The organism is Streptomyces sp. RerS4 (genome assembly GCF_023515955.1).
GTDB lineage: Bacteria > Actinomycetota > Actinomycetes > Streptomycetales > Streptomycetaceae > Streptomyces.
Map to the genome: position 1 here is coordinate 1,609,185 of NZ_CP097322.1, position 26,061 is coordinate 1,635,245.

The following is a 26,061-nucleotide window of genomic DNA, read 5'->3' on the forward strand; positions in this document are numbered from 1 at the left end:
AAAGCACCTTACGCAGCATCCGCCTCCGGATTCGCGCTCAAGGCCGTACCCGACGACACCTCGGTAGGTTTCCGTGGCCGGCCCGTCACGGTGTGTGCGTCCGGCGATCGCCGGGAACCGGCGGGAGGACCTCGCCCCCGACCCCGATCGGCCCGTCCCCGTCCGGCCTGACCAGCGATCTCGCCTCCGAGCCTCCCTCCGCGCCGCCGCTCCGGACCCGCTCGCCCGACGCGTCACTCACGGTGAGCCCGCCTGGGTGGTCGAACCGGGCATCGTGGCCGGATCCGGCGGTATCGGCGCTCCGGACCGCCGTCGGACCCGTGCGGCATCATCGACCCGTGACGACACGACGCCTGATGCTCCTGGACACCGCCTCCCTCTACTTCCGCGCCTACTTCGGCGTGCCGGACTCCGTGAAGGCCCCCGACGGCACGCCCGTCAACGCCGTGCGCGGACTGCTCGACTTCATCGGACGGCTCGTCCAGGACCACCACCCCGACGACCTGGTGGCCTGCATGGACGCCGACTGGCGCCCGCACTGGCGCGTGGAGCTGATCCCCTCCTACAAGGCGCACCGGGTCGCCGTGGAGAGCGAGGTCGGGCCCGACGTCGAGGAGACCCCGGACACCCTGACCCCCCAGGTGCCGGTCATCGAGGCGGCGTTGGACGCGTTCGGGATCGCCCGCGTCGGGGTCGCCGGCTACGAGGCGGACGACGTGATCGGCACCCTCACGGCCCGCGCGACCGGGCCGGTGGACATCGTCACGGGCGACCGGGACCTCTTCCAGCTGGTGGACGACGCCCGGCAGCGCCGCGTCCTCTACCCGCTCAAGGGCGTGGGCAGCCTCCAGGTGACGGACGAGGCATGGCTGCGCGAGAAGTACGGGGTCGACGGCCCCGGGTACGCGGACCTGGCGCTGCTGCGCGGCGACCCGAGCGACGGCCTGCCGGGCGTTCCCGGTATCGGGGAGAAGACGGCGGCCAAGCTCCTGGACACCTTCGGCAGCCTCGCGGGGATCATCGCGGCGATCGACGACCCGAAGGCGAAGCTGACCCCCACTCAGCGCAAGCGGCTCGACGAATCCCGCCCCTACCTGGCGGTGGCCCCCAAGGTCGTCCGAGTGGCCGACGACGTGCCGCTCCCGGCCTTCGATCCCACGCTCCCGCGCGCCCCGAGGTATCCCGAAGTGGTCGACGTGCTCGCCCATCAGTGGGGTTTGGGAGGAGCGGTGTCACGTCTGAGCAGCGCGCTGCGCCCATGAAGTGCTAACTTAGGTAATCCTAAGCTTCGTAAGTTCAGGGGAGACGCCGTGGCAGAAGGACGCGCCCGCACTGTCGGCACCGCCGTCGTCGTACGTACCGAGCGGCTCACGCCGCACATGGTCCGCATCGTGCTGGGCGGTGACGGGCTGGCCGGCTTCGGCGCGGGCGTGTACACCGACCACTACGTCAAACTCCTGTTCGCGCCCGAGGGCGTGCGGTACGCCGAACCCTGGGACCTCGACGCGATCCGAGCGGCCCACCCCCGCGAGGAGTGGCCGCGCCAGCGCGCGTACACGGTCCGCGCCTGGGATGCGACCCGACGCGAACTGACCCTGGACTTCGTCGTCCACGGCGACGAGGGCCTGGCCGGCCCGTGGGCGGCCCGCGTCCAGCCGGGCGAGCCCGTACGATTCCTCGGCCCCGGCGGCGCCTACGCCCCGGACCCGCTGGCCGGCTGGCACCTCCTCGTCGGCGACGAGAGCGCGCTCCCGGCCATCGCGGCGGCCATGGAGCGGATGCCGCACGGCGCGAACGTACGGGCCTTCGTGGAGGTCGAGGGCCCGGCCGACGAGCAGCCCGTCACCACCCCGGACGGCATCGCGCCGGTGTGGCTGCACCGGGCCGGGCGCCCGGTGGGCTCCGCCCTGCTGGAGGCCGTCACCACGATGGTGTTCCCGTCCGCCGACGTACAGGCGTTCGTCCACGGCGAGGCCGGCTTCGTGAAGGAACTCCGCCGCCACCTGCGCCTGGACCGTGGCGTCGCCCGCGAGCGCCTGTCCATCTCGGGCTACTGGCGTCAGGGCGAGACCGACGAGGGCTGGCGCGCGATCAAGCGCGACTGGAACGCCACCGTCGAAGCCGAGCAGGAACTGCGCACCCCCGCCGCGGCCTGAAGGAGCCGGTGACCGGGCGGAGCCGAGGCGGCCCCGCCCCGCAGCCGCCACCGCACCGCCACCTCCCGCGCGCCGCGCCCCGGCCGCCGACGGGCGTCGCCGCCCCGGCGCGACAATGACCCCATGCGTACGCTCCGCGCAGCCGGACGGTTCGGGGCCGCGTTCCTCCCGCGACGGCGGGAGTCACGGCCGCGACCGGCGCGCGGGCCGACACGCCCCACCGCGCGGGCCGCCGCCCCCACGCCACCGCCCGCGCCCGCCCCGCGCGTCACCGTCGCCGAGGTCGACAGCGCCCTCGCCCGCCTCGACGCCACCGTCACCGCCGCCATGCGCCGCACCGGCGTCCCGGGCGTCGCGGTGACCGTCGTGTACGGGGACAAGGTCGTCTTCCTCAAGGGCTACGGCCTGCACAAGGTCGGCGAGAGCGCCCCGGTCGGCGCCGACACCGTCTTCCAGCTGGCCTCCCTCTCCAAACCGGTCTCCTCCACCGTCGTCGCCGGCGCCCTGGCCACTCCCGCCGCCGGGGACAAGCCCCTCGGCACCACCCTGCCCGGCTTCGCCCTGAAGGACCCGTGGGTCACGGAACACGTCTCCACCGCCGACCTGTTCTCCCACCGCGGCGGCCTGCCCGACCACGCCGGCGACCTCCTGGAGGACCTCGGCCACGATCAGGCGTACATCCTCGACCACCTCCGCCTGGAGCCCCTGACCCCCTTCCGTGCGAGCTACGCCTACACCGACTTCGGGCTCACCGCAGCCGCCGAGGCCATCGCCCGCTCCCACGGCACCAGCTGGCAGAAACTCAGCGCGGACACCCTCTTCAAGCCCGCCGGGATGACCCGCACCAGCACCGAGTTCTCCGCGTACGCCAACTCCCCCGAGCGAGCCTTCGGCCACGTGAGGACCGCCGCCCGCACCGCCGCCGGCGCCCCCGTCTGGAGCCCCCGCTTCGTCCGCGACGCCGACGCCCAGCCCCCGCCGGCTGCGCCTCCAGCTCGCCGACGGCGCCCTCGACGGGAAGCGGATCGTCCCCGCCGACACCCTCGCGCGCACCCGCCTGCCCGAGATCGTCGCCCAGGCCCGGACCCCCAGGGCACCCCGCAGTTCTACGGCCTCGGCTGGAACGTCTCCTACGCCGACGCCGGCCGGCTGCGCCTGAGCCACTCCGGGGCCTTCGAGCTCGGCGCCAACTCCAACGTCACGATGCTCCCCTCGGAGCGGCTCGGCATCGTCGTCCTCACCAACGCCGCCCCCGCCGGCCTCGCCGACGCCGTCGCCCTCGACTTCTACGACGGCGACACCTTCAGCTTCGAGACCGGTCGGCGAGAACGCCGTCGGGCGCACCGGGGTCACGTTCTCCGACGGCACGGTCCGCGTCGAGTACCTGGACGCGAACCACCTGGGCACCTTGACCCGGAACTAGGGGGTGTCTTCGGATCAGGCCGGGCTCGCGGTGGCCGGCACCGACCACCGCTCCCGGATCCGGCCCGATCCGAAAGACACCCCCTAGGCCCGCCCGAAAGGGGCCCCGGCGGCGGCCGCCTACCCTTGACCCCGATGAGCCGCAGATCCCACATCCCGCCCGCGCCCCTGCCGCAGCAGTCCGGCATCGACCCGGTCCGCATGCGCCTGCCCCCCGACCCCGAGGGCAGGTGGCCGGTGCTCGGCGCGTACCTGACCGAGCGCTACGCCGGCACGCGCGGCGCCGAGGCGATGGCGCGGCTGCTCGCGGCGGGCCGGGTGCTCGGCGTCGGCGGTCGGGTGCTGCGCCCGGAGGACCCGTACGAGCCGGGCGGCTGGCTCTGGTTCCACCGGGACATGCCGCCCGAGCCGGTGGTTCCGTTCCCGATCCGCGTCGTACACCGGGACCGGCACCTGCTGGTGGTGGACAAGCCGCACTTCCTGGCGACCACCCCGCGCGGCAGCCACGTCACCCAGACCGCCCTGGCCCGGCTGCGCGAGGAGCTGGACCTGCCCACCCTCAGCCCGGCGCACCGGCTGGACCGGATGACGGCCGGACTGGTGATGTTCAGCATCCGCCCCGAGGACCGGGGCGCCTACCAGCTGCTGTTCCAGGAGCGTCGGGTCCACAAGGAGTACGAGGCCCTCGCCCCGTACGACGCGACCGTGGAGCTGCCGCGGCTGGTCCGCAGCAACATCGAGAAGGTGCGCGGGCTGATCGCGGTGATCGAGCACCCGGACGCCGAGCCCAACTCCGAGAGCCTGGTCGAACTCGCCGAGACCCGCGCCGGCCTCGGCCGCTACCGGCTGACCCCGCACACCGGCCGCACCCACCAGCTGCGGGTCCACATGAGCGGCCTGGGGCTGCCCATCCTCGGCGACCCGGTCTACCCGGTCGTCGCCGTCGAGACCGCTCCGACGGACTTCCGCCGCCCCCTCCAGCTGCTGGCCAAGACCCTGTCCTTCACCGATCCGGTCACGGGCCGGGCACACCGCCTGGAGTCGGGGCTCACCCTCCAGGCCTGGGACGACCCCGCGGGCTGGGAGGCGGGCCCCCCGCCGGCCTGTTAGGCGGACCGCCCTTGGGCCGGCCCCCCGCGAGGCCCGCGACGCGCAGCGCCGCGTCGGCGGCGGCCTCGGCGAAGGCGGCCACCGGGCGGGCCGGGTCGGAGCGGCGGACGAGCATGACGCCCTCGATCAGGCCGAAGACCAGGTCGTTGCGGAGCGACAGGGCGGACCTGTCCCCGGCCAGTTCGTCGCCTATGTCGGTGGCGCGCAGCAACGCCCGGTAGCTGTCGCGCAGTTCCTCCCGCATCCGGTGGAACCGCCCGAACCGCGCCCCCAGCAACTCGGGCAACAGGTAGAGAGCGCCCAGGTTGTACGGGCCCCCGCACAGCAGGAGCACGTCCGAACGGCACAGCTCCCACAGCCGCAGCGCGGCCGGCCGTGCGGTGTCGGCCAGGAGCCGGCGCGCGAGGGCCAGCGAGGGCGCGACCGTCGACTCCAGCAGCTCGGCGAGGAGTTCCTCCTTGCCGGCGAAGTAGTGGTACATCGTGGCCTGGCGCATCCCGGCCCGTTCGGCCACCGCCCGTGTGGTGGTGGCCGCGTATCCCCGCGCCGTGAACAGCTCGGCCGCCGCGCACAGGAGTTCCTCGCGCGGCGGCCGGCCGGTCGGCGCCCTCAGATCGGCGCGTGGCCGACCGACCCGTCTCGGTCCTTCGTCCGTTCCCCCACTCATAAGCCGATCGTCGCACAGGACGCGGCGGAAGGATCATGGCAAGAGATGAGATCCGGCCATGCCCTGTCTCAGAGGAAGCCCCAAAACCGGCTATCCGAGCGAGCTGTAGGCCACTACACCCCGCAACAGGGCGTCGACGGCCTTGCGCGCGTTGCGCGCCACCGTGCTCCCGCTCCCCGAGGACGCCGGAGCGGTGTTCACGGGCGCCGCCGCGGCGATCTGCCCGAGGACGTCGATGACCTGCTTGCACCAGCGCACGAAGTCACCGGCCGGCATCTCCGCCTCGCGCAGCACCTCGTCGAGGCTCTTGTCCGAGGCCCACTGGTACGCCGCCCACGCGAAGCCGAGGTCGGGTTCGCGCTGCCCCACGCCCTCGGCCTGGTTGATGCGGTACTCCTCCTCCAGCGCGTCGAGCCGGCCCCAGATCCGGACCATCTCGCCCAGCGCCGCCTTCGCCGCACCGCCCGGCACCTTCGGCGGCACCGCGTCGTCGGACTGACGGGCCTCGAAGACCAACGCCGAGACGCAGGCGGCCAGTTCGGCGGGGTTCAGCCCCTCCCAGACGCCCTCGCGCAGGCACTCCGACGCCAGCAGGTCCAGCTCGCCGTAGAGGCGGGCGAGCCGCTTGCCGTGCACGGTGACCTCGTCCTCGCGCAGGTAGTCCAGCTCGGTGAGCAGGGCGTGGATCCGGTCGAAGGTGCGGGCGATGGTGTTCGTCCGGCCCTCGATGCGCCGCTCCAACTGCTGCGTGTCGCGCCTGAGCCGGTGGTAGCGCTCCGCCCAGCGGGCGTGGTCCTCGCGTTCGTCGCAGCCGTGGCAGGGGTGCGCGCGCAGCGCCGTACGCAGGCGGGTGATCTCGCGGTCGTCGGCCGCGGCGGCCCGGCCGGGGCGGTGCCGCTCGGGGACGAGGTGCCCGGCCTTGTTGCGCAGCGCGGTCGCCAGGTCCCGGCGGGACTGCGGCGAGCGCGCGTTGAACGTCTTCGGGATCCGCATCCGGTCGAGGGCCTCGACGGGGACCGGGAAGTCGATCGCGGCGAGCCGCTTGACCTGCCGCTCGGCGGTGAGCACCAGCGGGCGCGGTCCCTCGTGGTACTCCTGTCCGCGGCCGTGGACGCGCCCGGCCGGCACGCCCGGGTCCAGGACCAGCGCGAGACCGGCGAACTTGCCCGTCGGTACGTGGATGACGTCGCCCGGCTTGAGCCGCTCCAGCGCGGTGGCGGCCTGCGCCCGGCGCTGGGCGGCGCCCTGCTTGGCCAGGTCGTTCTCGCGGTCCTTGAGTTCGCGGCGCAGCCGCGCGTACTCCTCGAAGTCGCCGAGGTGGCAGGTCATGCCCTCCCGGTAGCCTTCGAGGCCCTCCTCGTTGCGCTGGACCTGCTTGGAGATGCCGACGACGGAGCGGTCGGCCTGGAACTGCGCGAAGGAGGTCTCCAGGAGTTCGCGCGAGCGGTGCCGCCCGAACTGCGAGACCAGGTTGACGGCCATGTTGTACGAGGGCTTGAAGCTGGAGCGCAGCGGATACGTACGGGTACCCGCGAGCCCGGCGAGCTGCACCGGGTCCATGCCCCGCTGCCACAGCACCACCGCGTGGCCCTCGACGTCGATGCCGCGCCGCCCGGCCCGGCCGGTGAGCTGCGTGTACTCGCCGGGGGTGATGTCGGCGTGCTGCTCGCCGTTCCACTTGACGAGCTTCTCCAGGATGACCGTGCGGGCGGGCATGTTGATGCCCAGCGCGAGGGTCTCGGTGGCGAAGACGGCCTTGACGAGGCCGCGGACGAACAGCTCCTCCACGACCTCCTTGAAGGTCGGCAGCATGCCCGCGTGGTGGGCGGCGATGCCCCGCTCCAGGCCTTCGAGCCATTCGTAGTAGCCGAGGACGTGCAGGTCCTCGGCGGGGATGGAGGCGGTGCGCTCCTCGACGATCTCACGGACCCTCAGGCGGGCGGTGTCGTCGTTGAGCCGCAGACCCGCGTACAGGCACTGCTGGACGGCGGCCTCGCAGCCGGCCCGGCTGAAGATGAAGTTGATGGCCGGGAGCAGGTCGTCGCCGTCGAGGCGGGCGATGACCTCGGGGCGGCCGGGGGTCCAGATACGGTTGCGGGAGCGGCGTTCGCGCTCGCGGTCGGCCTCGCGGACCATCTTGCCGCGCCGCCGGTCCTTGGGGCTGTAGGTGCGGCTGTTCTCCTCGCGGGCCATCCGCAGCAGGTCGGGGTTGACCTCGCGGCGGCCGGAGCCGCGGCCTCCGTGGTCGGACTCCTCCTCGAAGAGGTCGTAGATCCTCCGGCCGGCCATGACGTGCTGCCACAGCGGTACGGGCCGCTCCTCGGAGACGATCACCTCGGTGTCGCCGCGCACGGTGTCGAGCCAGTCGCCGAACTCCTCGGCGTTGGAGACGGTCGCGGACAGCGATACGAGGGTGACCGACTCGGGGAGGTGGATGATCACTTCCTCCCAGACGGCGCCGCGGAAGCGGTCGGAGAGGTAGTGCACCTCGTCCATGACCACGTAGCCGAGGCCGCCGAGGACCTGGGAGCCGGCGTAGAGCATGTTGCGCAGGACCTCGGTGGTCATCACGACCACGGGGGCGTCGCCGTTGACGCTGTTGTCGCCGGTCAGCAGGCCCACGCGGGCGGCGCCGTAGCGCTTGACGAGGTCCGCGTACTTCTGGTTCGACAGGGCCTTGATGGGTGTCGTGTAGAAGCACTTGCGGCCCTGCTGGAGGGCGAGGTGGACGGCGAACTCGCCGACGATGGTCTTGCCCGAGCCGGTCGGGGCGGCCACCAGGACGCCCTTGCCGGCCTCCAGTGCCTTGCAGGCCTCGATCTGGTACGGGTCCAGATCGAATTCGTACATCTCGCGGAAGGGGGCCAGGGCGGTGGCCTCTTCGGCGGCGCGGATCCGGGCAGCGGCGTACCGCTCGGCGGGTGAGAGTTCTTCGGTCATCTTGCTGTCGAGCCTACCCGCCGCCTGTGACAACAGTCGCGGTCATTTAAACGATCGTCCCGCGCGCGGGAACGACCCGGCCCGAGCGCGCCGGGGGCGTACTCGGGCCAGGTCAGGTCGGGTGGGGCCGGGGTCAGGTCGCGTCGTCGTAGCCGTTGATCCGGCGGCGTCCGCCGTCGGCCTGCTCGGGCAGCGCGGAGGCGGCCGGGGCGGAGGCGGGGGCGCCGACCGGGGCCGGGGCGAGGTCCAGCTCGGAGGCCTCGTCGTCGTCGAGGCCGGCATCCGGGTCGTTGCGACGGCGCCGGCGGTCGTTGACCAGGCAGATCCCGAGGGCGATGAAGTACAGGGCGACGATCGGGGCGGCCAGCGTCAGCATCGTCAGCGGGTCACCCGTGGGCGTCGCGAACGCCGCGAAGAGCGTGATGCCGAGGACCATGGCACGCCACCAGCTGCCGAGGCGCTTGGCGGTGAGGACCCCGGTGAAGTTCAGCAGGACCAGCATCAGCGGCAGCTCGAAGGCGAGGCCGAAGACCACGACCATGCGCGTGACCAGGTCGAGGTAGTCGTCGACCGGCAGCAGGTTCTTCACGTGGTCGGGGGTGAAGCCGAGGAGGATCTCCGCCGTCTGCGGCAGGATCTTGTACGCGAGCACCGCGCCGGCGAGGAAGAGGGGGGCGCCGACCGCGACGAAGCTCATCGCGTACTTCTTCTCGTTGCGGTGCAGGCCGGGGGCGGCGAACGCCCACAGCTGGTAGAGCCAGACCGGGGCGGAGAGCACGATGCCCGCGGACAGGCCGACCTTCAGCGCGATGGAGAAGGGCGCGGTCAGGCCGTTGGTCGTCATCTCGGCACAAGGGGCACCGTTGCGCTGGTGCGTGGCACCGTTGACGCAACCGACGGAGGAGAGCATCGGCTCCAGCAGGAAGTCGATGATCGGCCGGTAGAAGTACGCCGCGACGATCGTGACCACGATGATCGCCAGGACCGACTTCAGCAGGCGGTTTCTCAGCTCACGCAGGTGCTCGATCAGCGGCATGCGCCCTTCGGCGTCCTTCGCCTGCTGATCCTTTTTCCCCTGCTTGCGGGCAGACTTGAGCAACCCACGTCCCTTGTCTCGTTGCAGATGACTGGTGTGACGGGTGTGGCCGCCGGCCCTCAGCCCTGGGTGGTGCGGTTCGGCTCGCTGACGGGACGCGCGCTGGTGACGTCACCGGGGGCCGCCTGGATCGTGCGCGGAGCGACGGGCTGCTGCGCGGCCTGGTCGGCGGCCGGCGCCGGCTGCGCCGCGTCCTCCGCCTCGCCGTCCTTCTTCATCGCCTTGGCCTCGCTCTTGAGGATGCGGGCCGACTTGCCGAGGGAGCGGGCCATCTCGGGGAGCTTCTTGGCGCCGAACAGCAGCACGATGACAGCGATGATCAGAAGGATCTCAAGGGGCTTCAGATTGCCGATCATGTGGGTCTTCCTTCTCACCGAAGCGGCTGGTTGTGGTGGCCTCGCGGCCCCGGACAAAGATCCGACGCCGCCTGACATGGATCGTAACCCCCGAGGGTTAACGCCCGGCAATCCCCTGGGGTCCGCACGCTTGCACACGCGACTGCCGACGGTACGGGTCCACGCCGCCAGTTTCCATGGACGGACCATGGCGGGCCTATATCCTACGGCCGCGCCGCCCGCCCGGACCGGGCCAGATCGGTCGCCGCCCGCTCCAGGTCCCCCGTCGCCTCGGTGATGCGACGGCTGGCCTCGGCCACCTGGCCGGACAGCCGCCGCACCTCCACGAAGACCCGTACGGCCAGGACGGACAGGACGGCGAGCCCGAGGAAACCCAGGGCGATTGCGAGCATCGGCCACAGCATGGGAGGAGCCTAACCGGCCTCGCCTCACACGCTGCGCAAGGTGCTCACCCCACCGCCCGTCAGCAGCTCGACGATGCGCTCACCGGCGGGTTTGCGGACACCCGCCCCGCACTCGGGGCAGGTGAAGGAGTAGAAGGTGCTCCGTCTGCTGCCGCCGATCACGAGTCTGAGGGCGCTCGCAGCGAGTTCGAAACGGGCCTTGCACTGCGGGCAGGCCGCCTTGAAGGTGACCTCGCGGCCCGCCGCCGGGGCGCCCGCGCCCCGCTGCCCACCGCCGGCCGGGGGCCCCTGCCTCGGCCCGGATGATGGCGACATCGCTCCCCGCTCTCCCTAGACCTGTTCCCCGTACCCCGCGAGTGCCTCTTGAGCGGCCTTCCGCGCGCTCTCGGCCGGCTCCGGCGGCGACACGATCCGACCGTCGCGCCCCAGCCGCAGCGCGAGACGGCGCAGCGAGGCCGGATCGGGGCTGCGCAGCGTGATCCGCAGGCCGCCGTCCGCCAGTTCCTCGGCGCTGTCGTGCGGGTAGTACTCGGCCACCCAGCGTCCGCCGGGCGCGACCTCGATGACGACCTCGGGGTCCTCGGCGGCCGGCTGGACCAGGCCCTCGGACAGGTCGCGGGGCTCGATCGCGGGCGGCTCGGCCCGCTCGTCCAGCAGCCGGATCTCGGCGACCCGGTCGAGCCGGAAGGTGCGCCGGGCCTCCGAGAGGTGGCACCACCCCTCCATGTACGTGTGTCCCACCGCGAAGAGCCGGATCGGGTCGACCTTGCGCTCCGTCAGCTCGTCGCGGGCCGGCGAGTAGTAGCGCAGCCAGATCCGGCGCCGTTCGGCGATGGCCCGGTCGACGTCCGCGAAGACCCCGCCCTCCGCCTCGAACGTCACCGACAGCCGGGCGCTGGCCCCGGCGGCCTCGCCGGCGGCCGCCTCCAGCTTGGCGGTGGCGCGCAGCAGCGCGTCGCGGTCGCTCTCGCGCAGCCCCGGCAGGGTCGCCACCGCGCGGGCGGCGACCAGCAGCGCGGTCGCCTCGTCGGCGGCCAGGCGCAGCGGCTCGGCGGTGGACTCCCCCGAGGCGTCGGGGTTGCGCCACCAGATGCGCTCCCCGTCGGTGTCGATGTCGAGCAGGTCCCCGCCCCGGAAGCTGGTGCCGCACATGGGCAGCACGTCGAGGTCCGAGATCAGCTCGTCCTCGGTGATCCCGAAGGCGCGGGCGACGTCGGCGACGTGCGCACCGGGGCGCTCGCGCAGGTAGGTCACCAGGGACAGCATGCGGCGGGTCTGGTCGATGGCGTTGGTGGCCATGCTGGTACGTCTCCCCCTCGGGGCGTCGCTGTTGTTGTTCCGGTCAGCCCCGCGCGACGGCGCGCAGCCGGTCCACCACGTCGGAGCGCAGGTCGGCGGGCTCCACCACCACCACGTCCGGGCCGAACTCCACGAGCCAGGCGTCCAGCCCGTGCCCGTACGGGATCTCCAGCTCGTCCCAGCCGTCGGCGCCCTCGCGCACGGCCGTGGCCTTGGCCCTCAGCGGGTACCCCGCCCCGGCCCGCAGCCGGATCAGCGCCGAACGCTGCGCGCCCTCCCCGGCCCAGCTCGCCACGGTCTCCCGTACGGTCACCACGTCCGGCACCTCGGCGGTGTACTTCCCCGCCCGGGAGCGGACCTTGCCGGTGATGCGCGAGAGGCGGAAGACGCGCTCCGCCCCGCGGTCGCGGTCGTAGCCGGCCAGGTACCAGTGGCCGCGCCAGCACTCCAGCGCCCACGGCTCGACCTGCCGGGTCTCGGGCCGGGCCGCGTTGGAGCGCCGGTAGTCGAACACCACGGGCCGCCGGTCGCGGCAGGCCAGCATGAGCGGCTCGAAGGCCGCCTCGTGGACGGGGATGCGCGGCTCGATCGCGCTGTGCTGGCCCTCGTACGGGTCCCCGGCCTCCGGCATGCCACCGGCGCGCAGCTTCTGCAGTGCGCCGCTGGCCGCGCCCGCCAGGCGCGCCTGCTGCCAGACCTTGGCGGCCAGCCCCAGGGCGGCTGCCTCCTCGGCGTCCAGGGACACCGGGGGCAGCCGGTTGCTGTCGCGGCGGGCCAGGTAGCCGGTCTCGCCCTCCAGGTTCTCCACCGTCTCGATCACCAGACCGAGCTCGCGCAGATCGTCCTTGTCCCGCTCGAACATGCGGTTGAAGGACTCGTCGTTGCCGGCTTCCATGTAGGCCTCGATGGATCCGCGCAGCTCACGCTTGCTGAGCGGACGACGCGTCCCCAGCAGACACAGCGCCAGATTCATCAATCGCTCGGCCTTGGCAATCGCCATCGACGCCGTTCCCCCGCTTCTCGACACACATGCTCGTGACCGTTGACCGTACCGCCCCGGCGGGCCCCGGCAAAAGCGAGGGCCCCCGCCTCACGGCGGGGGCCTTCGGCTCACGGCGACCTGTGATCAGGCGGCCATCAGGTCACACACGAAGATCAGCGTCTCGCCCGGGGCGATCGCATCGCCCGCGCCGCGGTCGCCGTAGGCGAGGTGGGCGGGGATCGTCAGCTTGCGACGGCCGCCGACCTTCATGCCCTGGACACCCTGGTCCCAGCCCGCGATGACGCGGCCGGCGCCGAGCGGGAACTGCAGGGCGGAGCCGCGGTTCCAGGAGGCGTCGAATTCCTCGCCGGTGGAGAACGCCACACCCACGTAGTGGACGGAGACCATGGCACCGGCCTTGGCCTCGGCGCCGTCACCCACCCAGATGTCCTCGATGACGAGGTCGGTCGGGGCCGGGCCCTCCGGGAAGTCGATCTCGGGCTTCTCGATCTTCTCAGGCTTGCTGCTCACGGAACTGCTCCTCAAAACAACTGATGGACAACCGGGACAGTCTTACATCACCGTGAGGATGTCGAGACTGAAGACCAGCGTGGACTTCGCCGGGATCGTGCCCTGCTCCTTGTCGCCGAAGCCCTGGTCCGGCGGGATCACCAGCAGGATGCGGCTGCCGGCCTTCTTGCCGAGCATGCCCTCCTTCAGGCCCTTGACCGACAGCTCCGCCATCGGCCAGGTCACCGTCGTGTCGGTGGCGTACGTGCTCTCGAAGGTCTTGTCGTCCTTCCACGTCTTGCCGTTGAACTTGACCACGACGTTGTCGGTGTCCTTGACCACCGGGCCGTCGCCCTCGATCACGTAGTTCGACACCAGCTTGGCCGGCGCCTCCGTGTCCTTGGGCACGCTCAGGGAGACTTCCTTGCCGTCCGTGTTCGTGCCGACCTTCGGCAGCGCCTTGTCGTCCTGCGGGATCTCCTTGCCCTTGGCGGAGACCGGGATCGTGGCGCCCTTGACGATGTCGACGACGAAGACCAGCGTCGCGTTCGGCTTGATCTTGTCCCCGGAGCCCTGCGCGCCGTAGCCCAGCTCCGGCGGGATCACCAGCTCGATGCGGCTGCCGACCTTCTGACCCTCCAGGCCCTGGTCCCAGCCCTTGATGACGGCGCCCGCGCCGATCGTCACGTCGAAGGTCTTGCCCCGCCCGAAGCTGGCGTCGAACGGCTCCTTGCCGTCCCACACCTGGCCCGAGTAGTTGACCTGGGCGACATCGCCCTTCTTCAGCACCGGGCCGCTGCCCTCGCTGATGACCTCCACCTTCAGTTCCTTCGGCGGCTCGCCCTTGCCCTGCGAGAGGGTCGGGGTCTCCCCGAACTTGGCGCCCTTCGTGATCGCGGGCACCCCGTTCTTCATCTGGGTGGAGTCGGAGCCGCTGTCGTCACCACACGCCGCCGTGGACAGCAGCAGAAGGGGGACGACAATCAGGCCGGCAAGTCGGCGCACGTGTTCCTCAGATCTCAGACGGCAAGACGGTCGCCGCCACTCTAAGGCGTGACAAGGGCCCCGTACGAGATACGAACGGGGCCCCGGCCGAGATCCGCGCCGACTACATTCCGGCGATCAGCTTCTCCACCCGGTCGTCCACCGACCGGAACGGGTCCTTGCACAGCACCGTCCGCTGCGCCTGATCGTTCAACTTCAGGTGCACCCAGTCGACCGTGAAGTCCCGGCGCTGCTCCTGCGCCCGCCGGATGAAGTCACCGCGCAACCTCGCGCGCGTCGTCTGCGGGGGCACCGACTTGCCCTCGAAGATCTTCAGGTCGTTGCAGATCCGGGCCGCCTGCCCCTTGCGCTCCAGCAGGTAGTACAGCCCGCGCCGCCGGTGGATGTCGTGGTAGGCGAGGTCTATCTGCGCGACCCGCGGATTGGACATCGTCATGTTGTGCTTGGCCCGGTACCGCTCGATCAGCTGGTACTTCATGACCCAGTCGATCTCCGTGGAGATCCGGTCCAGGTCCTGCTCCTCGACCGCTTCGAGCGTGCGGCCCCACAGCTCCAGCACCTGATCGACGACCCCGGTACGGATGCCCCGCCGCTCGGCGAAGTCGACGGCCTTCTCGTAGTACTCCCGCTGGATCTCCAGGGCCGACGCCTCGCGCCCGCTGGCCAGACGCACCTTGCGCTGCCCCGTGATGTCGTGGCTGACCTCCCGGATCGCCCGGATCGGGTTCTCCAGCGTCAGGTCACGCATCACCGTGCCCGCCTCGATCATGCGCAGCACCAGGTCGGTGGCCCCGACCTTCAGCAGCATCGTCGTCTCGGACATGTTCGAGTCGCCGACGATGACGTGCAGGCGCCGGTAGCGCTCCGCGTCCGCGTGCGGCTCGTCGCGCGTGTTGATGATCGGCCGCGACCGGGTCGTCGCGGAACTCACGCCCTCCCAGATGTGCTCGGCCCGCTGGCTGACGCAGTACACCGCGCCCCGGGGGGTCTGCAGCACCTTGCCCGCGCCACAGATCAACTGCCGCGTGACGAGGAACGGAATCAGGATGTCCGCCAGACGGGAGAATTCTCCGTGCCGCGCCACGAGGTAGTTCTCGTGGCAGCCGTACGAATTGCCCGCCGAGTCGGTGTTGTTCTTGAAGAGGTAGACGTCGCCCGCGATTCCCTCCTCGTGCAGGCGGCGTTCGGCGTCGACGAGCAGACCTTCGAGAATGCGCTCGCCGGCCTTGTCGTGGGTGACCAACTCGGTCAGGTTGTCGCATTCGGGAGTTGCGTATTCCGGATGCGATCCCACGTCCAGGTACAGGCGGGCGCCGTTCCGCAGGAAGACATTGCTGCTGCGGCCCCATGACACGACACGGCGGAAGAGGTAGCGCGCCACTTCGTCAGGAGACAGTCGGCGCTGTCCCCTGAACGTGCACGTGACGCCGTACTCGTTCTCCAGCCCGAAAATGCGGCGGTCCATGACTGAACATTACGCCTCCCGCCCTCTTCTGAAACCGGGTTCGACAGGGCGTTCCGATCAGTTTCCCCGCGAGGGCCCCTACGAGCCCTCCGCCGAGGCCACCGCCGAGCCCCGCTCCACCACGTCCGCCGGCGCTCCCGTACCGCCCGCGACCGGCCGCGTACGGCCGCCGCCCGACAGCGCCCGCTGAGTCCCCATCAGGACCGCCCAGGCCGCCACGCCCGCGCCGACGGCCACCGCGAAACCGGCCGGGACGCCGCCCAGTTCCACCGCCGGACCCGCCACCGCCGTACCGATCGCCGCGCCCACGCCGAAGAACGTCACCAACCACGAGAACGCCTCCGTCACCGTGCCCGCCGGCGCGTGCCGGTCCACCACGATGAACGCGCACGCCAGCGAAGGCGCCAGGAACACGCCCGACACGGCCGCCAGCAGCACCATCGCCACCGGACCCACCGTCGACACCAGCGGCAGGTAACACACCGCCAGTAGACCCACCAGCACCCGCAGTCGCCGCTCCGGCGCACCCGCCCACTGCCGCGCCCCGTAGGCCACGCCACCGAACAACGCGCCCAGCCCCAGCGCCGCCATCAGCCAGCCGTACACCGCCTGACCGCCGTGACCGTCCGCGTACGCCACACCGGCCACCGTGATCGAACCGAGCGCCATGCCCACGAAGAAGAACGCCCCCAGCAGCGCCAGCAGCCCGCGCGAGCGCAGCGCCCCCAGCCAGTGCGCCTCACGCGGCTCCGAACGCCACGTACGCGACGGCTTCGACACCACCACCGACAGCGCCCCCAGCACCCCCAGCACGTTGAGCGCCACGAGGGCCGCCGCCGGCGACCACAGCGCCACGAAGAGCGTCACCAGCAGCGGACCGACCGTGTACATGACCTCCTGCGCCACCGCGTCCATCGCGTACGCGGCGTGCACCCGCTCCTGCCGGCCGCCCAGCACGCTCGGCCACAGCGCCCGCAGCCCGCCCTCCAGCGGCGGCGTGAACAGGCCGGCGATCAGCACGGCCGCGTAGGCCACCCCCACCGAACCCGTCCCCGCGAGCGCCAGCCACACCATGCCCAGCGCCGAGACGATCGCGGCCGGCAACTGCACGCGCGGCTGCCCGTACAGGTCCACGGCGCGCCCGAGCAACGGCTGACCCACCGCGTTCGCCAGCCCGTACGCCGCCGCCAGGGCGCCCGCGAGACTGTACGAGCCCCCCTCGGCCCGCGTGAACAGCACGATCGCCACCGGCCCCGTGCCGTTCGGCAACCGCCCGATCAACGTGCCCGCGAGCAGCCTCGCCGCGTGCCGGGTCCTGAGCAGCTCCGCGTATCCCGCGGCCATGTCCGCCCCTTTCCGCCCGGACCAGCCGGAGTAATACGTATAACGTGACCCGTCATACGTACCATGGCGACAGTCCACCGGTCCACCCGACCGACCTCCACAGCCCCTCCCACCTCGCACTTCAGGAGCACCCTGTGACGAGACCCACCAGCCGCGACGTGGCCACGGCCGCCGGGGTCTCCCAGGCCACCGTCTCCCTCGTCCTCGGCGACAAATGGCGCGGCCGCGTCTCCGCACGCACCGCCGACCACGTCCGCGAAACCGCCACCGCCCTCGGCTACCGCCCCAACCTCGCCGCCCGCAACCTGCGCCTCGGCAGCACCCGCACCGCCCTCCTCGTCGTCCCCGCCCTCACCAACGAGTTCTTCGCCCGCGTCTACACCGGAGCCGCCCGCGTCGCCGCCGAACACGGCTTCGGCGTCGTCCTCTACCCCTCCCCCGAGGGCACCGGCCCCGCCCGCGACCCCTTCGCCTCCGCCCGCGCCGCCCTCGACGGAGTCATCGCCTCCTCCATGGCCGCCGACGCCCTCGACGCCATCGGCGGCGACGACCTCCCCCTCGTCATGCTCGACAGCGACCCCACCGCCCACGGCCCCGCCGCCCACGTCAACCTCGACATGACCGACGCCATCCGACAGACCGCGCACCACCTGCTCGCCCACGGCCACCGCCACTACCTCCACCTCGCCTCCGCCGTCGACAGCTGGACCTTCCACCTCCGCGCCCAGGCCCTCGCCGACCTCCTCGACGACGCCCCCACCACCCTGCGCACCGTACGGGCGCCCCTCACCGTCGACGCCGCCCGCACCGCCATGGAAGCCGCCCTCGCCGACCCGCAGGCCCGCCCCACCGCCGTCGTCTGCGACGACGACATCCTGGCCGCCGGCGCCTGCAAGGCCGCCCGCCGCCTGGGCCTGCGCATCCCCGAGGACCTCTCCGTCACCGGCATCGACGACCTCGCCCTCGCCACCGCCGTGGAACCCGAGCTCACCACCGTCCGCCTCCCGGCCGAGCGCGTCGGAGAACAGGGCATGAAGGCCCTCCTGACCGTCCTCGACGGCGCCCCCTGGACCGCGCCCGACCTCCCCGTCGAACTCGTCGTCCGCGGCTCCACGGGCCCCGCACCCGCCCGCTGAGGCGGACACGAAAGGGCCCCGGCCCGCCGAAACGGCGGACCGGGGCCCTACGTCACCACTCGCCTACACGGCGCCTACTCGGCGTCGTCCTCCGGCACCTCGTCGTTCGACACGGCGTCCGCCTGGACCGCCGCCGGAACGTCCGCCTCCAGCAGCCGCGACAGCTGCCGGCCCCGGATCCGCTTGAACTTGCGCTGCTGGGACCGCGTACGGTCCAGCACCGCGACCTCCAGCCGCTCCGCCGGGATCGTCTTGTCCGCGCCGTTCGCCTGGCTGGAGAGCGCCTGCACCGCCAGCTTCAACGCCTCGGACAACGTCATCCCGTCCCGGTGACGCTGGTCGAGGAAGGTACTGATCTGCTCGGCATTGCCGCCGACCGCGACCGAACCGTGCTCGTCCACGATCGACCCGTCGTGCGGGAGCCGGTAGATCTGGTCCCCGGCGGCCGTCGCGCCGACCTCCGCCACGACCAGCTCCACCTCGTACGGCTTCTCCCCGGCCGAGGAGAAGATCGTGCCGAGCGTCTGCGCGTACACGTTGGCCAGCCCGCGGGCCGTCACGTCGTCGCGGTCGTAGGTGTAGCCCCGCAGGTCCGCGTAGCGCACACCACCGATCCGCAGGTTCTCGTACTCGTTGTACTTGCCGGCGGCCGCGAAGCCGATCCGGTCGTAGATCTCGCTGAACTTGTGCAGCGCGCGGGACGGGTTCTCGCCGACGAACACGATGCCGTCGGCGTACTGGAGCACGACGAGGCTGCGGCCTCGGGCGATGCCCTTGCGGGCGTATTCCGCCCGGTCGGCCATGGCCTGCTGGGGTGACACATAGAACGGGGTCGACACCGGCTTTCCGTCCCTTTCTTCTGGGCGACGAGAGGAGTGGTCAGAGCAGGGCGGCGCGCGGCCCGTCGGGCTCCTGGAGCCGACGGTCCGTCACCGTGCGGGCGAGCGCCTGCGACTCGTCGTCGTCCAGCCTGCGGAAGCCCTCGTCGGTGATGACGGTGACGATGGGATAGATGTGGCGGTACAGGTCCGGCCCACCGGTCGCCGAGTCGTCGTCGGCGGCGTCGTAGAGCGCCTGCACGACCAGGGTGGTGGCCTGCTCCTCCGTCAGGTCGGGGCGGTACAGCTTCTTCATCGAGCCCCGGGCGAAGATCGAGCCGGAACCGGTGGCGGCGTAGCCGTGCTCCTCCGAGCGGCCGCCGGTCACGTCGTACGAGAAGATCCGGCCCTTCTCCTTGGCCTCGTCGTACCCCGCGAACAGCGGGACCACGGCCAGACCCTGCATCGCCATCCCCAGATTGCTCCGGATCATGGTCGACAGCCGGTTCGCCTTGCCCTCCAGCGAAAGGGTCGCCCCCTCCACCTTCTCGAAGTGCTCCAGCTCCAGCTGGAACAGCTTCACCATCTCCACCGCCAGGCCGGCCGTGCCGGCGATGCCGACGGCGGAGTACTCGTCCGCCGGGAACACCTTCTCGATGTCCCGCTGCGCGATCATGTTCCCCATGGTCGCCCGCCGGTCACCGGCGAGCACGACCCCGCCGGGGAAGGTGGCGGCGACGATGGTCGTCCCGTGCGGCGCCTCGACGATCCCCTCCGGCAGCCTGCGATTGCCGGGCAGCATCTCGGGCGCGTGCGCCCCCAGGAAGTCCACGAAGGACGACGACCCCGGCGTCAGGAAGGCTGCCGGTAGACGCCCTGTGCTACGAGTGTTGGGTTCCACAGGTTTCCTTCCACGTAAGCGGCTGCACGCCGTATGACGTCCGGCCGATCCTTTGAACCACGCCCCGGACCCTACCGTCCGATGATCTTGATCCACAGTGCCGCCCGACGGCGCCGGCGACGTTCGCCGCCGTGCGCCGCCACACGGATTCACTTCGAGATGGGCGGGCGACCTTCGATTCGAAGGTCAGTGGGTCTACTGGCCACCCTTTTGCACGAAGGAGCGCACGAAGTCCTCGGCGTTCTCCTCAAGTACGTCGTCAATCTCGTCGAGTACGGAGTCGACGTCGTCGGAGAGCTTCTCCTGGCGCTCCTTGAGGTCGGTCGATTCCTCGACCGCCGCCTCCTCGACCTCTTCGGTCGAGCGCGTCGCCTTCTGCTGTCCGCCGCCGGTGTCCTTGGTCGCCATGTCTACCTCACCCCGCTCGGTTCGCACGCTCACGTGGAGGGATCCCGGGATTCGGGATCCCTCAAGATCAGACCCTACGTCGGACCCTACAAGGAGGGCCCGGCATTCGTCCCGGCACTTACAGGAACGTCCGGGCTTTCTCATGATTCCCGGACCGGGGCCCTTTCAGGCCTTGAAGGCACCGCTCACTGTCCCGAGAGCACCCGGACCAGGTCCTCCGCCGTGCGGCAGCGGTCCAGGAGCTCCTTGACGTGGTTGCGTGTGCCCCGCAGCGGCTCCAGGGTCGGGACCCGCTGGAGCGAGTCACGGCCCGGGAGGTCGAAGATCACCGAGTCCCAGGACGCCGCGGCCACGTCGTCCGCGTACTGCTCCAGGCACCGGCCCCGGAAGTACGCCCGGGTGTCCTCCGGTGGCTTGCTCTCGGCCCGTTCGACCGCCGGCTCCTCCAGGAGCCTGCGCACCTTGCCCCGGGCCGCGAGGCGGTTGTACAGCCCCTTGTCGGGCCGCACGTCGGAGTACTGGAGGTCCACGAGGTGCAGCCGCGCCGCGTCCCACTCCAGGCCGTCACGCCTCCGGTAGCCCTCCAGGATCTCCCGCTTCGCGATCCAGTCCAGCTCCCCGGACAGGCTCATCGGGTCGGTCTCCAGCCGGCCGAGTACGTCCTCCCAGCGCGCGAGGACGTCCTTGGTCTGCTCGTCCGCGTCGGCGCCGAACCGCTCGTCCACGTACTTTCTGGCCAGCTCGAAGTACTCCATCTGGAGTTGCACGGCGGTCAGTGTCCGCCCGCTGCGCAGTGTGATCAGGTGCTGGAGGTCGGGGTCGTGGGAGACCTGGTGCAGGGTGCGCACCGGCTGGTCGACGGCCAGGTCGACGTTGATGAAGCCGTCCTCGATCATCGACAGGACGAGGGCGGTGGTGCCGAGCTTGAGGTAGGTGGAGATCTCGGAGAGGTTCGCGTCGCCGATGATCACGTGGAGGCGGCGGTACTTCTCGGCGTCCGAGTGGGGCTCGTCGCGGGTGTTGATGATGGGGCGCTTGAGGGTGGTCTCCAGGCCGACCTCGACCTCGAAGTAGTCGGCGCGCTGGCTGATCTGGAAGCCGTGTTCGCGGCCGTCCTGGCCGATGCCGACGCGGCCGGCGCCGGTGACGACCTGCCGGGAGACGAAGAAGGGCGTCAGGTGGCGCACGATGTCCGAGAAGGGGGTCTCCCGCTTCATCAGGTAGTTCTCGTGCGTGCCGTAGGAGGCGCCCTTGTTGTCGGTGTTGTTCTTGTAGAGGTGGATCGGCTGGGCTCCGGGCAGCTGGGCGGCGCGCTCGGCGGCCTCGGCCATGATCCGTTCGCCGGCCTTGTCCCACAGGACGGCGTCGAGGGGGTTGGTGACCTCCGGCGAGCTGTACTCGGGGTGTGCGTGGTCGACGTAGAGCCGTGCACCGTTGGTGAGGATGACATTGGCGAGGCCGATGTCCTCGTCGGTGAGCTGGCTGCTGTCGGCGGCCTCGCGGGCGAGGTCGAAGCCGCGGGCGTCCCGCAGCGGATTCTCCTCCTCGAAGTCCCAGCGGGCGCGTCGCGCCCGGTGCATCGCCGCCGCGTAGGCGTTGACGATCTGGGACGAGGTGAGCATGGCATTGGCGTTCGGGTGTCCCGGGACGGAGATCCCGTACTCCGTCTCGATTCCCATTACTCGCCGTACGGTCATGCGGCCCTCCTTGCCCGGCGGCGCTCCCGTTCGGGAGCGGCGCAAGTACCGCTGGTGCTCCGGTGCGTCGTGTGCGGTGCCGGTCCCCGCGCTGCGGAGGTGGCGGTACGGAAGAGCCTAGAACCACTCCGCGCTGGTGGGGAGATCATTTCAGTCATTGCCTTTGCCCGGTGTCCGGTGTCCGGCCGAAAAGCGCGGTGCGGTTTTACGGGCGGTAAAGCAAGCGGCTGCGGGTGCCCCGGTGTGGGCATCCGCAGCCGCCCGACTTCGTCAGAGGTACTGACCGGTATTCGCCACCGTGTCGATGGAACGTCCGGTGTCGGCTCCCTGCTTTCCGGTGACGAGCGTGCGGATGAATACGATCCGCTCGCCCTTCTTGCCGGAGATGCGGGCCCAGTCGTCCGGGTTGGTGGTGTTGGGCAGGTCCTCGTTCTCCTTGAACTCGTCCACGCAGGCCTGGAGGAGGTGGGAGACGCGCAGGCCCTTCTGGTTGTGCTCCAGGAAGGCCTTGATGGCCATCTTCTTGGCCCGGTCGACGATGTTCTGGATCATCGCGCCGGAGTTGAAGTCCTTGAAGTACAGGACTTCCTTGTCGCCGTTGGCGTACGTGACCTCGAGGAAGCGGTTCTCCTCGGTTTCGGCGTACATCTGCTCGACGACCGTCTGGATCATGCTGTGCACGGTGCCGGCCGGGGAGCCCTGGTGTTCGGACAGGTCGTCCGTGTGCAGGGGCAGCGAGGCCTTGAGGTACTTCGCGAAGATGTCCTTCGCGGCCTCGGCGTCCGGGCGCTCGATCTTGATCTTCACGTCGAGGCGGCCGGGGCGCAGGATGGCCGGGTCGATCATGTCCTCGCGGTTGGAGGCGCCGATGACGATGACGTTCTCCAGGCCCTCCACACCGTCGATCTCGGCGAGGAGCTGGGGGACGATGGTGTTCTCCACGTCCGAGCTCACGCCGGATCCGCGGGTGCGGAAGAGGGACTCCATCTCGTCGAAGAAGACGATGACGGGGGTGCCCTCGCTCGCCTTCTCGCGGGCACGTTGGAAGACGAGGCGGATGTGCCGCTCGGTCTCGCCGACGTACTTGTTGAGGAGTTCGGGGCCCTTGATGTTCAGGAAGTAGGACTTCCCGGCCGCCTGTCCGGTCACCTCGGCGACCTTCTTGGCAAGGGAGTTGGCCACGGCCTTGGCGATGAGCGTCTTGCCGCAGCCGGGCGGGCCGTAGAGCAGGATGCCCTTGGGCGGGCGCAGTTCGTGCTCCTTGAAGAGGTCCGGGTAGAGGTAGGGGAGCTCGACGGCGTCGCGGATCAGCTCGATCTGGTCGCCCAGACCGCCGATCTTGTCGTAGTCGATGTCCGGGACCTCTTCGAGGACGAGGTCCTCGACCTCGCTCTTGGGGACCACTTCGTAGACGTAGCCGGAGCGGGGTTCGAGCAGCAGGGCGTCGCCGGGGCGGATGGTGATGTCCAGGAGCGGCTCGGCGAGCCTCACCACCCTTTCCTCGTCGGTGTGCCCGACGACCAGGGCGCGCTCGCCGTCCTCAAGGATCTCCTTGAGGGTGACGATGTCCCCGGCCCGCTCGTATTGCATGGCCTCGACCACGTTGAGCGCTTCGTTGAGCATGACTTCCTGGCCGCGCCGGAGGTCTTCCGGGTCGACGCTGGGGCTGACGTTCACGCGGAGCTTTCGGCCTCCGGTGAAGATGTCGACGGTGCCGTCCTCGTTCGCCTGCAGGAAGACACCGAAGCCGGCCGGCGGCTGTGCCAGCCGGTCGACCTCCTCCTTGAGGGCCACGATCTGGTCGCGGGCTTCACGGAGGGTGTTCGCCAGTCGTTCGTTCTGCGCGGAGACGCCTGCCAGATTCGTCTGGAGCTCTACGATCCGCTCTTCGAGAATCCTCGTGTGTCGCGGAGAGTCGGCGAGCTTGCGTCGCAGGACGGCGATTTCCTGCTCGAGATAGGCAACCTGGCCGGCGGGGTCCTCGGACCCTCGCGCGGGCCGGATGCCGCGGTTGATGTCGTCGTCGTGGGCTGCCACGGTCCTCACCTCCTCCAAGGGGAGCTGGACGCTTCCTGACCCTACCTGGGCTGGTGGTGATTGAAACCCCTAGATCACAAAGACGGTAGAGGTGTGTCCGATCTTCACCCTTGCGTACTCCCTCACGCCAAGGAAATACCCACCCTTCAACATCGGAAAGCAGCCGGTTGTAAGGTCGAACTGTTCAACACCCGTCAGGGCTCGCGCGACTTGCCGCGAGTTGTGTCCGAGACGGATCACTCAGCGCAGGAAACGGCAGGAGATATGACCGTGCAGCAGGAGGCCCCGACGGGCGGTGCCGGCGAGTCCGGTGAGCCGCTGGAGGTCTGGATCGACCAGGACCTCTGCACGGGCGACGGCATCTGCGTGCAGTACGCCCCGGAGGTGTTCGAGCTGGACATCGACGGTTTGGCGTACGTGAAGAGCGCGGAGGACGAGCTGCTCCAGGAGCCGGGGGCGACGACTCCGGTTCCGCTGACGCTGCTCTTGGACGTGGTGGATTCGGCGAAGGAATGTCCCGGTGACTGCATCCACGTAAGGCGCGTTTCGGACAGGGTCGAGGTGTACGGACCCGACGCCGAGTGACGGCTCAAACACGTCGGGCGGCCGAGTTCGTCAGCTCCTGGCGGAATTTTCCTCCCGTCCAGCGCCACTTGGCGTGCTGTTTCACGTCCGGGCTGTAGCGCGGGACTTCGGGTGAGGAGTAGCCGAGGAGGGTGGCGGTGATCACACCGTCGCGCACGGTGAGGTCGGTGGCGCTCTGCCGGCGAGCGGCGTCGAGGAGGGTGGCGACGACGCGGGGCGGGGAGTCGGCCGCCCGGTCGCGGGTGAGCACGTAGAGCGCGTGCGGCGGGGTTCCGGAGCCGGCGGCGCAGCGTACGGCGGCCACGGTCTCGGGGCGGCCGTCGCCGTCGAGGTCGCCATGAGCGGTGTCGGTGACGGTCTGCGGGGTGCCCTTGCAGTCGAGGGGGTACGTGGCCGCGTGCGCGTCGGGGGCGGTCGTCCGGGCGGTGTCCTGCGCCCCGGCGGCGGGGGTGGTTCCGGTGGGGGTGGCTCCCGTGGCGGGCTCGGGCTGAAGGAGGCCCGCCGCCGCGATGACGGCCGCGAGGGCCGAGACCGTGGCGATCCAGTGGTGTGGCCTGGTGTGCCGGTGGGCCGGGCTGTCGGGGGTGGGTGCGGGCGCGGCGGGGCTGTGCGGCACGCGGGGTGTCTCCTGTGCGAGGGGTGACGGGGAGCCAGCATCGTGCCATACCTCACACGGAGGGGGAACGGCCGGGTCCGGGGCTGGTGGAGCCGGCGGCGTGGCCCTCTCACGGGGACAACGAAAAGGCGCTGTGCCGCAGTTCCCGGTGGTGCGGGGGAACTGCGGCACAGCGCCGTGGTGTTGGTGCGGATCAGGCGGAGCGGTCGCTGCCGGGGCCCTCGTAGTCCTCGCCGTAGGCGCCCTTGGAGGGGCGGCGGCGGCGCATGGGGGGCTCGACGCCGTCGGCGAGGCGGCGCGCGGTGACGAGGAAGCCGGTGTGGCCGATCATCCGGTGGTCCGGGCGGACGGCGAGGCCTTCGACGTGCCAGTTGCGGATCATCGATTCCCAGGGCTGCGGTTCGGCGTAGCAGCCGAACTCGCGGATGGACTCGACGGTGCGCGAGAGCTGGGTGGTGGTGGCCACGTAGCAGCAGAGGATGCCGCCGGGGACGAGGGCCTTGGAGACGGCCTCCAGGCATTCCCAGGGGGCGAGCATGTCGAGGATGACCCGGTCGACGTCGGAGTCGGACAGGTTGTCCTGGAGGTCGCCGACGGTCAGGGTCCACGCGGGGTGGGGGCCGCCGAAGTAGCGCTCCACGTTGGCGGTGGCGATCTCGGCGAAGTCCGCGCGGCGCTCGTAGCTGTGGAGCATGCCCTGGTCGCCGATGGCGCGCAGCAGGAAGCTGCTGAGCGAGCCGGAGCCGACGCCTGCCTCCACGACGCGGGCGCCGGGGAAGATGTCGGCGAAGGCCAGGATCTGGCCGGCGTCCTTGGGGTAGACCACGGCGGCACCGCGGGGCATGGACAGGACATAGTCGGGGAGCAGGGGACGCAGCGCGAGGTAGGCGACGTTGCCCGTGGTGCGGACAACGCTTCCTTCGGGGGCGCCGATCAGCTCGTCGTGGGGGAAGGAACCCTTGTGGGTGTGGAAATTCTTCCCGGCTTCGAGCGTGAACGTGTAGTGGCGGCCCTTGGGGTCGGTGAGCTGAACCTGGTCCCCGACCTCGAAGGGCCCGCGTCGGCGGGCGGCACCGGTCGGTTCGGACATGTGACCAGTGTATTGGC

At 70.9% G+C, this 26,061-nt stretch carries 24 protein-coding genes and 1 pseudogene; 6 read left to right on the forward strand and 19 right to left on the reverse strand.

Translation table 11 applies throughout. The features are described 5' to 3' along the window. Positions 1-356: 356 nt before the first annotated feature. The 4 genes and pseudogenes from M4D82_RS07400 to M4D82_RS07415 all read left to right on the forward strand — a co-directional run bounded on the left by M4D82_RS07400 (position 357) and on the right by M4D82_RS07415 (position 4,688). The gene (locus M4D82_RS07400; protein WP_249771544.1) at positions 357-1,262 is read left to right on the forward strand and encodes a 5'-3' exonuclease; all 906 of its coding nucleotides are present in this window, start codon (positions 357-359) and stop codon (positions 1,260-1,262) included. A 48-nt stretch (positions 1,263-1,310) separates the two neighbouring features. Continuing rightward, positions 1,311-2,156 carry a siderophore-interacting protein gene (locus M4D82_RS07405; RefSeq protein WP_283844452.1) on the forward strand — a complete coding sequence of 282 codons (846 nt, stop codon included), beginning with the start codon at positions 1,311-1,313 and terminating at the stop codon, positions 2,154-2,156. Between the two features lie 327 nt (positions 2,157-2,483). Then, positions 2,484-3,353 (forward strand): annotated as a pseudogene (locus M4D82_RS07410) (serine hydrolase domain-containing protein); the annotation flags it as partial. Between the two features lie 360 nt (positions 3,354-3,713). Next, positions 3,714-4,688: a pseudouridine synthase gene (locus M4D82_RS07415; protein ID WP_249771548.1), complete on the forward strand. Its 975-nt coding sequence runs from the start codon at positions 3,714-3,716 to the stop codon at positions 4,686-4,688. Here M4D82_RS07415 and M4D82_RS07420 read toward each other — a convergent pair. The 12 genes from M4D82_RS07420 to M4D82_RS07475 form a co-directional block, all read right to left on the reverse strand. Next, complete coding sequence (locus M4D82_RS07420; protein WP_249765272.1) at positions 4,627-5,355, reverse strand: TetR/AcrR family transcriptional regulator; 729 nt, start codon at positions 5,353-5,355, stop codon at positions 4,627-4,629. The two genes, M4D82_RS07415 and M4D82_RS07420, sit on opposite strands and share 62 nt — an antisense overlap. A gap of 90 nt (positions 5,356-5,445) precedes the next feature. Continuing rightward, positions 5,446-8,295 carry a DEAD/DEAH box helicase gene (locus tag M4D82_RS07425; RefSeq protein ID WP_249765273.1) on the reverse strand — a complete coding sequence of 950 codons (2,850 nt, stop codon included), beginning with the start codon at positions 8,293-8,295 and terminating at the stop codon, positions 5,446-5,448. Between the two features lie 133 nt (positions 8,296-8,428). Continuing rightward, positions 8,429-9,394, reverse strand: coding sequence for a twin-arginine translocase subunit TatC (gene tatC / locus M4D82_RS07430; protein ID WP_249765274.1), 966 nt, complete (start codon positions 9,392-9,394; stop codon positions 8,429-8,431). A gap of 56 nt (positions 9,395-9,450) precedes the next feature. Then, a complete protein-coding gene (gene tatA, locus M4D82_RS07435; RefSeq protein ID WP_249765275.1) occupies positions 9,451-9,747 on the reverse strand; it encodes a Sec-independent protein translocase subunit TatA in 297 nt (98 codons plus the stop codon). Between the two features lie 203 nt (positions 9,748-9,950). After that, complete coding sequence (locus tag M4D82_RS07440) at positions 9,951-10,151, reverse strand: hypothetical protein (RefSeq protein WP_249765276.1); 201 nt, start codon at positions 10,149-10,151, stop codon at positions 9,951-9,953. A 24-nt stretch (positions 10,152-10,175) separates the two neighbouring features. Beyond that, on the reverse strand, positions 10,176-10,466 hold the full coding sequence (locus M4D82_RS07445) for a hypothetical protein (RefSeq protein ID WP_249765277.1): 291 nt from the start codon (positions 10,464-10,466) through the stop codon (positions 10,176-10,178). A gap of 15 nt (positions 10,467-10,481) precedes the next feature. Then, positions 10,482-11,450 (reverse strand): helix-turn-helix transcriptional regulator, encoded by a 969-nt coding sequence (locus M4D82_RS07450; RefSeq protein WP_249765278.1) that lies wholly within the window; start codon positions 11,448-11,450, stop codon positions 10,482-10,484. 43 nt (positions 11,451-11,493) lie between these two features. Further along, positions 11,494-12,450: a helix-turn-helix transcriptional regulator gene (locus tag M4D82_RS07455; protein ID WP_249765279.1), complete on the reverse strand. Its 957-nt coding sequence runs from the start codon at positions 12,448-12,450 to the stop codon at positions 11,494-11,496. 126 nt (positions 12,451-12,576) lie between these two features. Beyond that, positions 12,577-12,963: an FKBP-type peptidyl-prolyl cis-trans isomerase gene (locus tag M4D82_RS07460; RefSeq protein ID WP_283844453.1), complete on the reverse strand. Its 387-nt coding sequence runs from the start codon at positions 12,961-12,963 to the stop codon at positions 12,577-12,579. A 42-nt stretch (positions 12,964-13,005) separates the two neighbouring features. Continuing rightward, on the reverse strand, positions 13,006-13,947 hold the full coding sequence (locus M4D82_RS07465; RefSeq protein ID WP_249765280.1) for an FKBP-type peptidyl-prolyl cis-trans isomerase: 942 nt from the start codon (positions 13,945-13,947) through the stop codon (positions 13,006-13,008). A gap of 103 nt (positions 13,948-14,050) precedes the next feature. Next, positions 14,051-15,412, reverse strand: a complete 1,362-nt coding sequence (gene pafA / locus M4D82_RS07470) for a Pup--protein ligase (RefSeq protein ID WP_249765281.1) — start codon at positions 15,410-15,412, stop codon at positions 14,051-14,053. Between the two features lie 78 nt (positions 15,413-15,490). After that, positions 15,491-16,756, reverse strand: a complete 1,266-nt coding sequence (locus M4D82_RS07475) for an MFS transporter (RefSeq protein WP_249765282.1) — start codon at positions 16,754-16,756, stop codon at positions 15,491-15,493. Between the two features lie 134 nt (positions 16,757-16,890). Between M4D82_RS07475 and M4D82_RS07480 the strand changes: the two genes are divergently transcribed. Further along, complete coding sequence (locus M4D82_RS07480) at positions 16,891-17,892, forward strand: LacI family DNA-binding transcriptional regulator (RefSeq protein ID WP_249765283.1); 1,002 nt, start codon at positions 16,891-16,893, stop codon at positions 17,890-17,892. A gap of 74 nt (positions 17,893-17,966) precedes the next feature. Here M4D82_RS07480 and prcA read toward each other — a convergent pair whose 3' ends face one another. The 5 genes from prcA to arc form a co-directional block, all read right to left on the reverse strand. After that, on the reverse strand, positions 17,967-18,731 hold the full coding sequence (gene prcA / locus M4D82_RS07485; protein WP_249765284.1) for a proteasome subunit alpha: 765 nt from the start codon (positions 18,729-18,731) through the stop codon (positions 17,967-17,969). Positions 18,732-18,771: 40 nt separating this feature from the next. Then, positions 18,772-19,611: a proteasome subunit beta gene (prcB, locus tag M4D82_RS07490; protein WP_502988885.1), complete on the reverse strand. Its 840-nt coding sequence runs from the start codon at positions 19,609-19,611 to the stop codon at positions 18,772-18,774. Positions 19,612-19,806: 195 nt separating this feature from the next. Then, entirely contained in the window at positions 19,807-20,019 is a 213-nt protein-coding gene (locus tag M4D82_RS07500) for a ubiquitin-like protein Pup (RefSeq protein ID WP_030016348.1), read from the reverse strand. Between the two features lie 185 nt (positions 20,020-20,204). Continuing rightward, entirely contained in the window at positions 20,205-21,716 is a 1,512-nt protein-coding gene (gene dop / locus M4D82_RS07505; protein WP_249765285.1) for a depupylase/deamidase Dop, read from the reverse strand. A 270-nt stretch (positions 21,717-21,986) separates the two neighbouring features. Further along, positions 21,987-23,753, reverse strand: a complete 1,767-nt coding sequence (gene arc / locus M4D82_RS07510; protein ID WP_249765286.1) for a proteasome ATPase — start codon at positions 23,751-23,753, stop codon at positions 21,987-21,989. Between the two features lie 264 nt (positions 23,754-24,017). Here arc and M4D82_RS07515 point away from each other — a divergent pair, with 264 nt between their 5' ends. Further along, the gene (locus tag M4D82_RS07515; RefSeq protein ID WP_249765287.1) at positions 24,018-24,338 is read left to right on the forward strand and encodes a ferredoxin; all 321 of its coding nucleotides are present in this window, start codon (positions 24,018-24,020) and stop codon (positions 24,336-24,338) included. Between the two features lie 4 nt (positions 24,339-24,342). Here the strand turns inward: M4D82_RS07515 and M4D82_RS07520 are convergent, their stop codons facing one another. Both M4D82_RS07520 and M4D82_RS07525 read right to left on the reverse strand, forming a co-directional pair. Next, entirely contained in the window at positions 24,343-24,954 is a 612-nt protein-coding gene (locus tag M4D82_RS07520) for a hypothetical protein (protein WP_249765288.1), read from the reverse strand. A gap of 193 nt (positions 24,955-25,147) precedes the next feature. Continuing rightward, entirely contained in the window at positions 25,148-26,044 is an 897-nt protein-coding gene (locus M4D82_RS07525; protein WP_249765289.1) for a tRNA (adenine-N1)-methyltransferase, read from the reverse strand. Positions 26,045-26,061: the final 17 nt, after the last annotated feature.

Excerpts from the sequence above, each read along its gene's own strand:
- M4D82_RS07400 (WP_249771544.1), top strand. The coding sequence starts at position 357 with ATGCTCCTGGACACCGCCTCCCTCTACTTCCGCGCCTACTTCGGCGTG.
- M4D82_RS07415 (WP_249771548.1), top strand. The coding sequence starts at position 3,714 with ATGAGCCGCAGATCCCACATCCCGCCCGCGCCCCTGCCGCAGCAGTCC.
- M4D82_RS07420 (WP_249765272.1), bottom strand. The coding sequence starts at position 5,355 with ATGAGTGGGGGAACGGACGAAGGACCGAGACGGGTCGGTCGGCCACGC.
- M4D82_RS07425 (WP_249765273.1), bottom strand. The coding sequence starts at position 8,295 with ATGACCGAAGAACTCTCACCCGCCGAGCGGTACGCCGCTGCCCGGATC.
- tatA (WP_249765275.1), bottom strand. The coding sequence starts at position 9,747 with ATGATCGGCAATCTGAAGCCCCTTGAGATCCTTCTGATCATCGCTGTC.
- M4D82_RS07440 (WP_249765276.1), bottom strand. The coding sequence starts at position 10,151 with ATGCTGTGGCCGATGCTCGCAATCGCCCTGGGTTTCCTCGGGCTCGCC.
- M4D82_RS07445 (WP_249765277.1), bottom strand. The coding sequence starts at position 10,466 with ATGTCGCCATCATCCGGGCCGAGGCAGGGGCCCCCGGCCGGCGGTGGG.
- M4D82_RS07450 (WP_249765278.1), bottom strand. The coding sequence starts at position 11,450 with ATGGCCACCAACGCCATCGACCAGACCCGCCGCATGCTGTCCCTGGTG.
- M4D82_RS07455 (WP_249765279.1), bottom strand. The coding sequence starts at position 12,450 with ATGGCGATTGCCAAGGCCGAGCGATTGATGAATCTGGCGCTGTGTCTG.
- pafA (WP_249765281.1), bottom strand. The coding sequence starts at position 15,412 with ATGGACCGCCGCATTTTCGGGCTGGAGAACGAGTACGGCGTCACGTGC.
- M4D82_RS07475 (WP_249765282.1), bottom strand. The coding sequence starts at position 16,756 with ATGGCCGCGGGATACGCGGAGCTGCTCAGGACCCGGCACGCGGCGAGG.
- M4D82_RS07500 (WP_030016348.1), bottom strand. The coding sequence starts at position 20,019 with ATGGCGACCAAGGACACCGGCGGCGGACAGCAGAAGGCGACGCGCTCG.
- dop (WP_249765285.1), bottom strand. The coding sequence starts at position 21,716 with ATGACCGTACGGCGAGTAATGGGAATCGAGACGGAGTACGGGATCTCC.
- M4D82_RS07515 (WP_249765287.1), top strand. The coding sequence starts at position 24,018 with ATGACCGTGCAGCAGGAGGCCCCGACGGGCGGTGCCGGCGAGTCCGGT.
- M4D82_RS07525 (WP_249765289.1), bottom strand. The coding sequence starts at position 26,044 with ATGTCCGAACCGACCGGTGCCGCCCGCCGACGCGGGCCCTTCGAGGTC.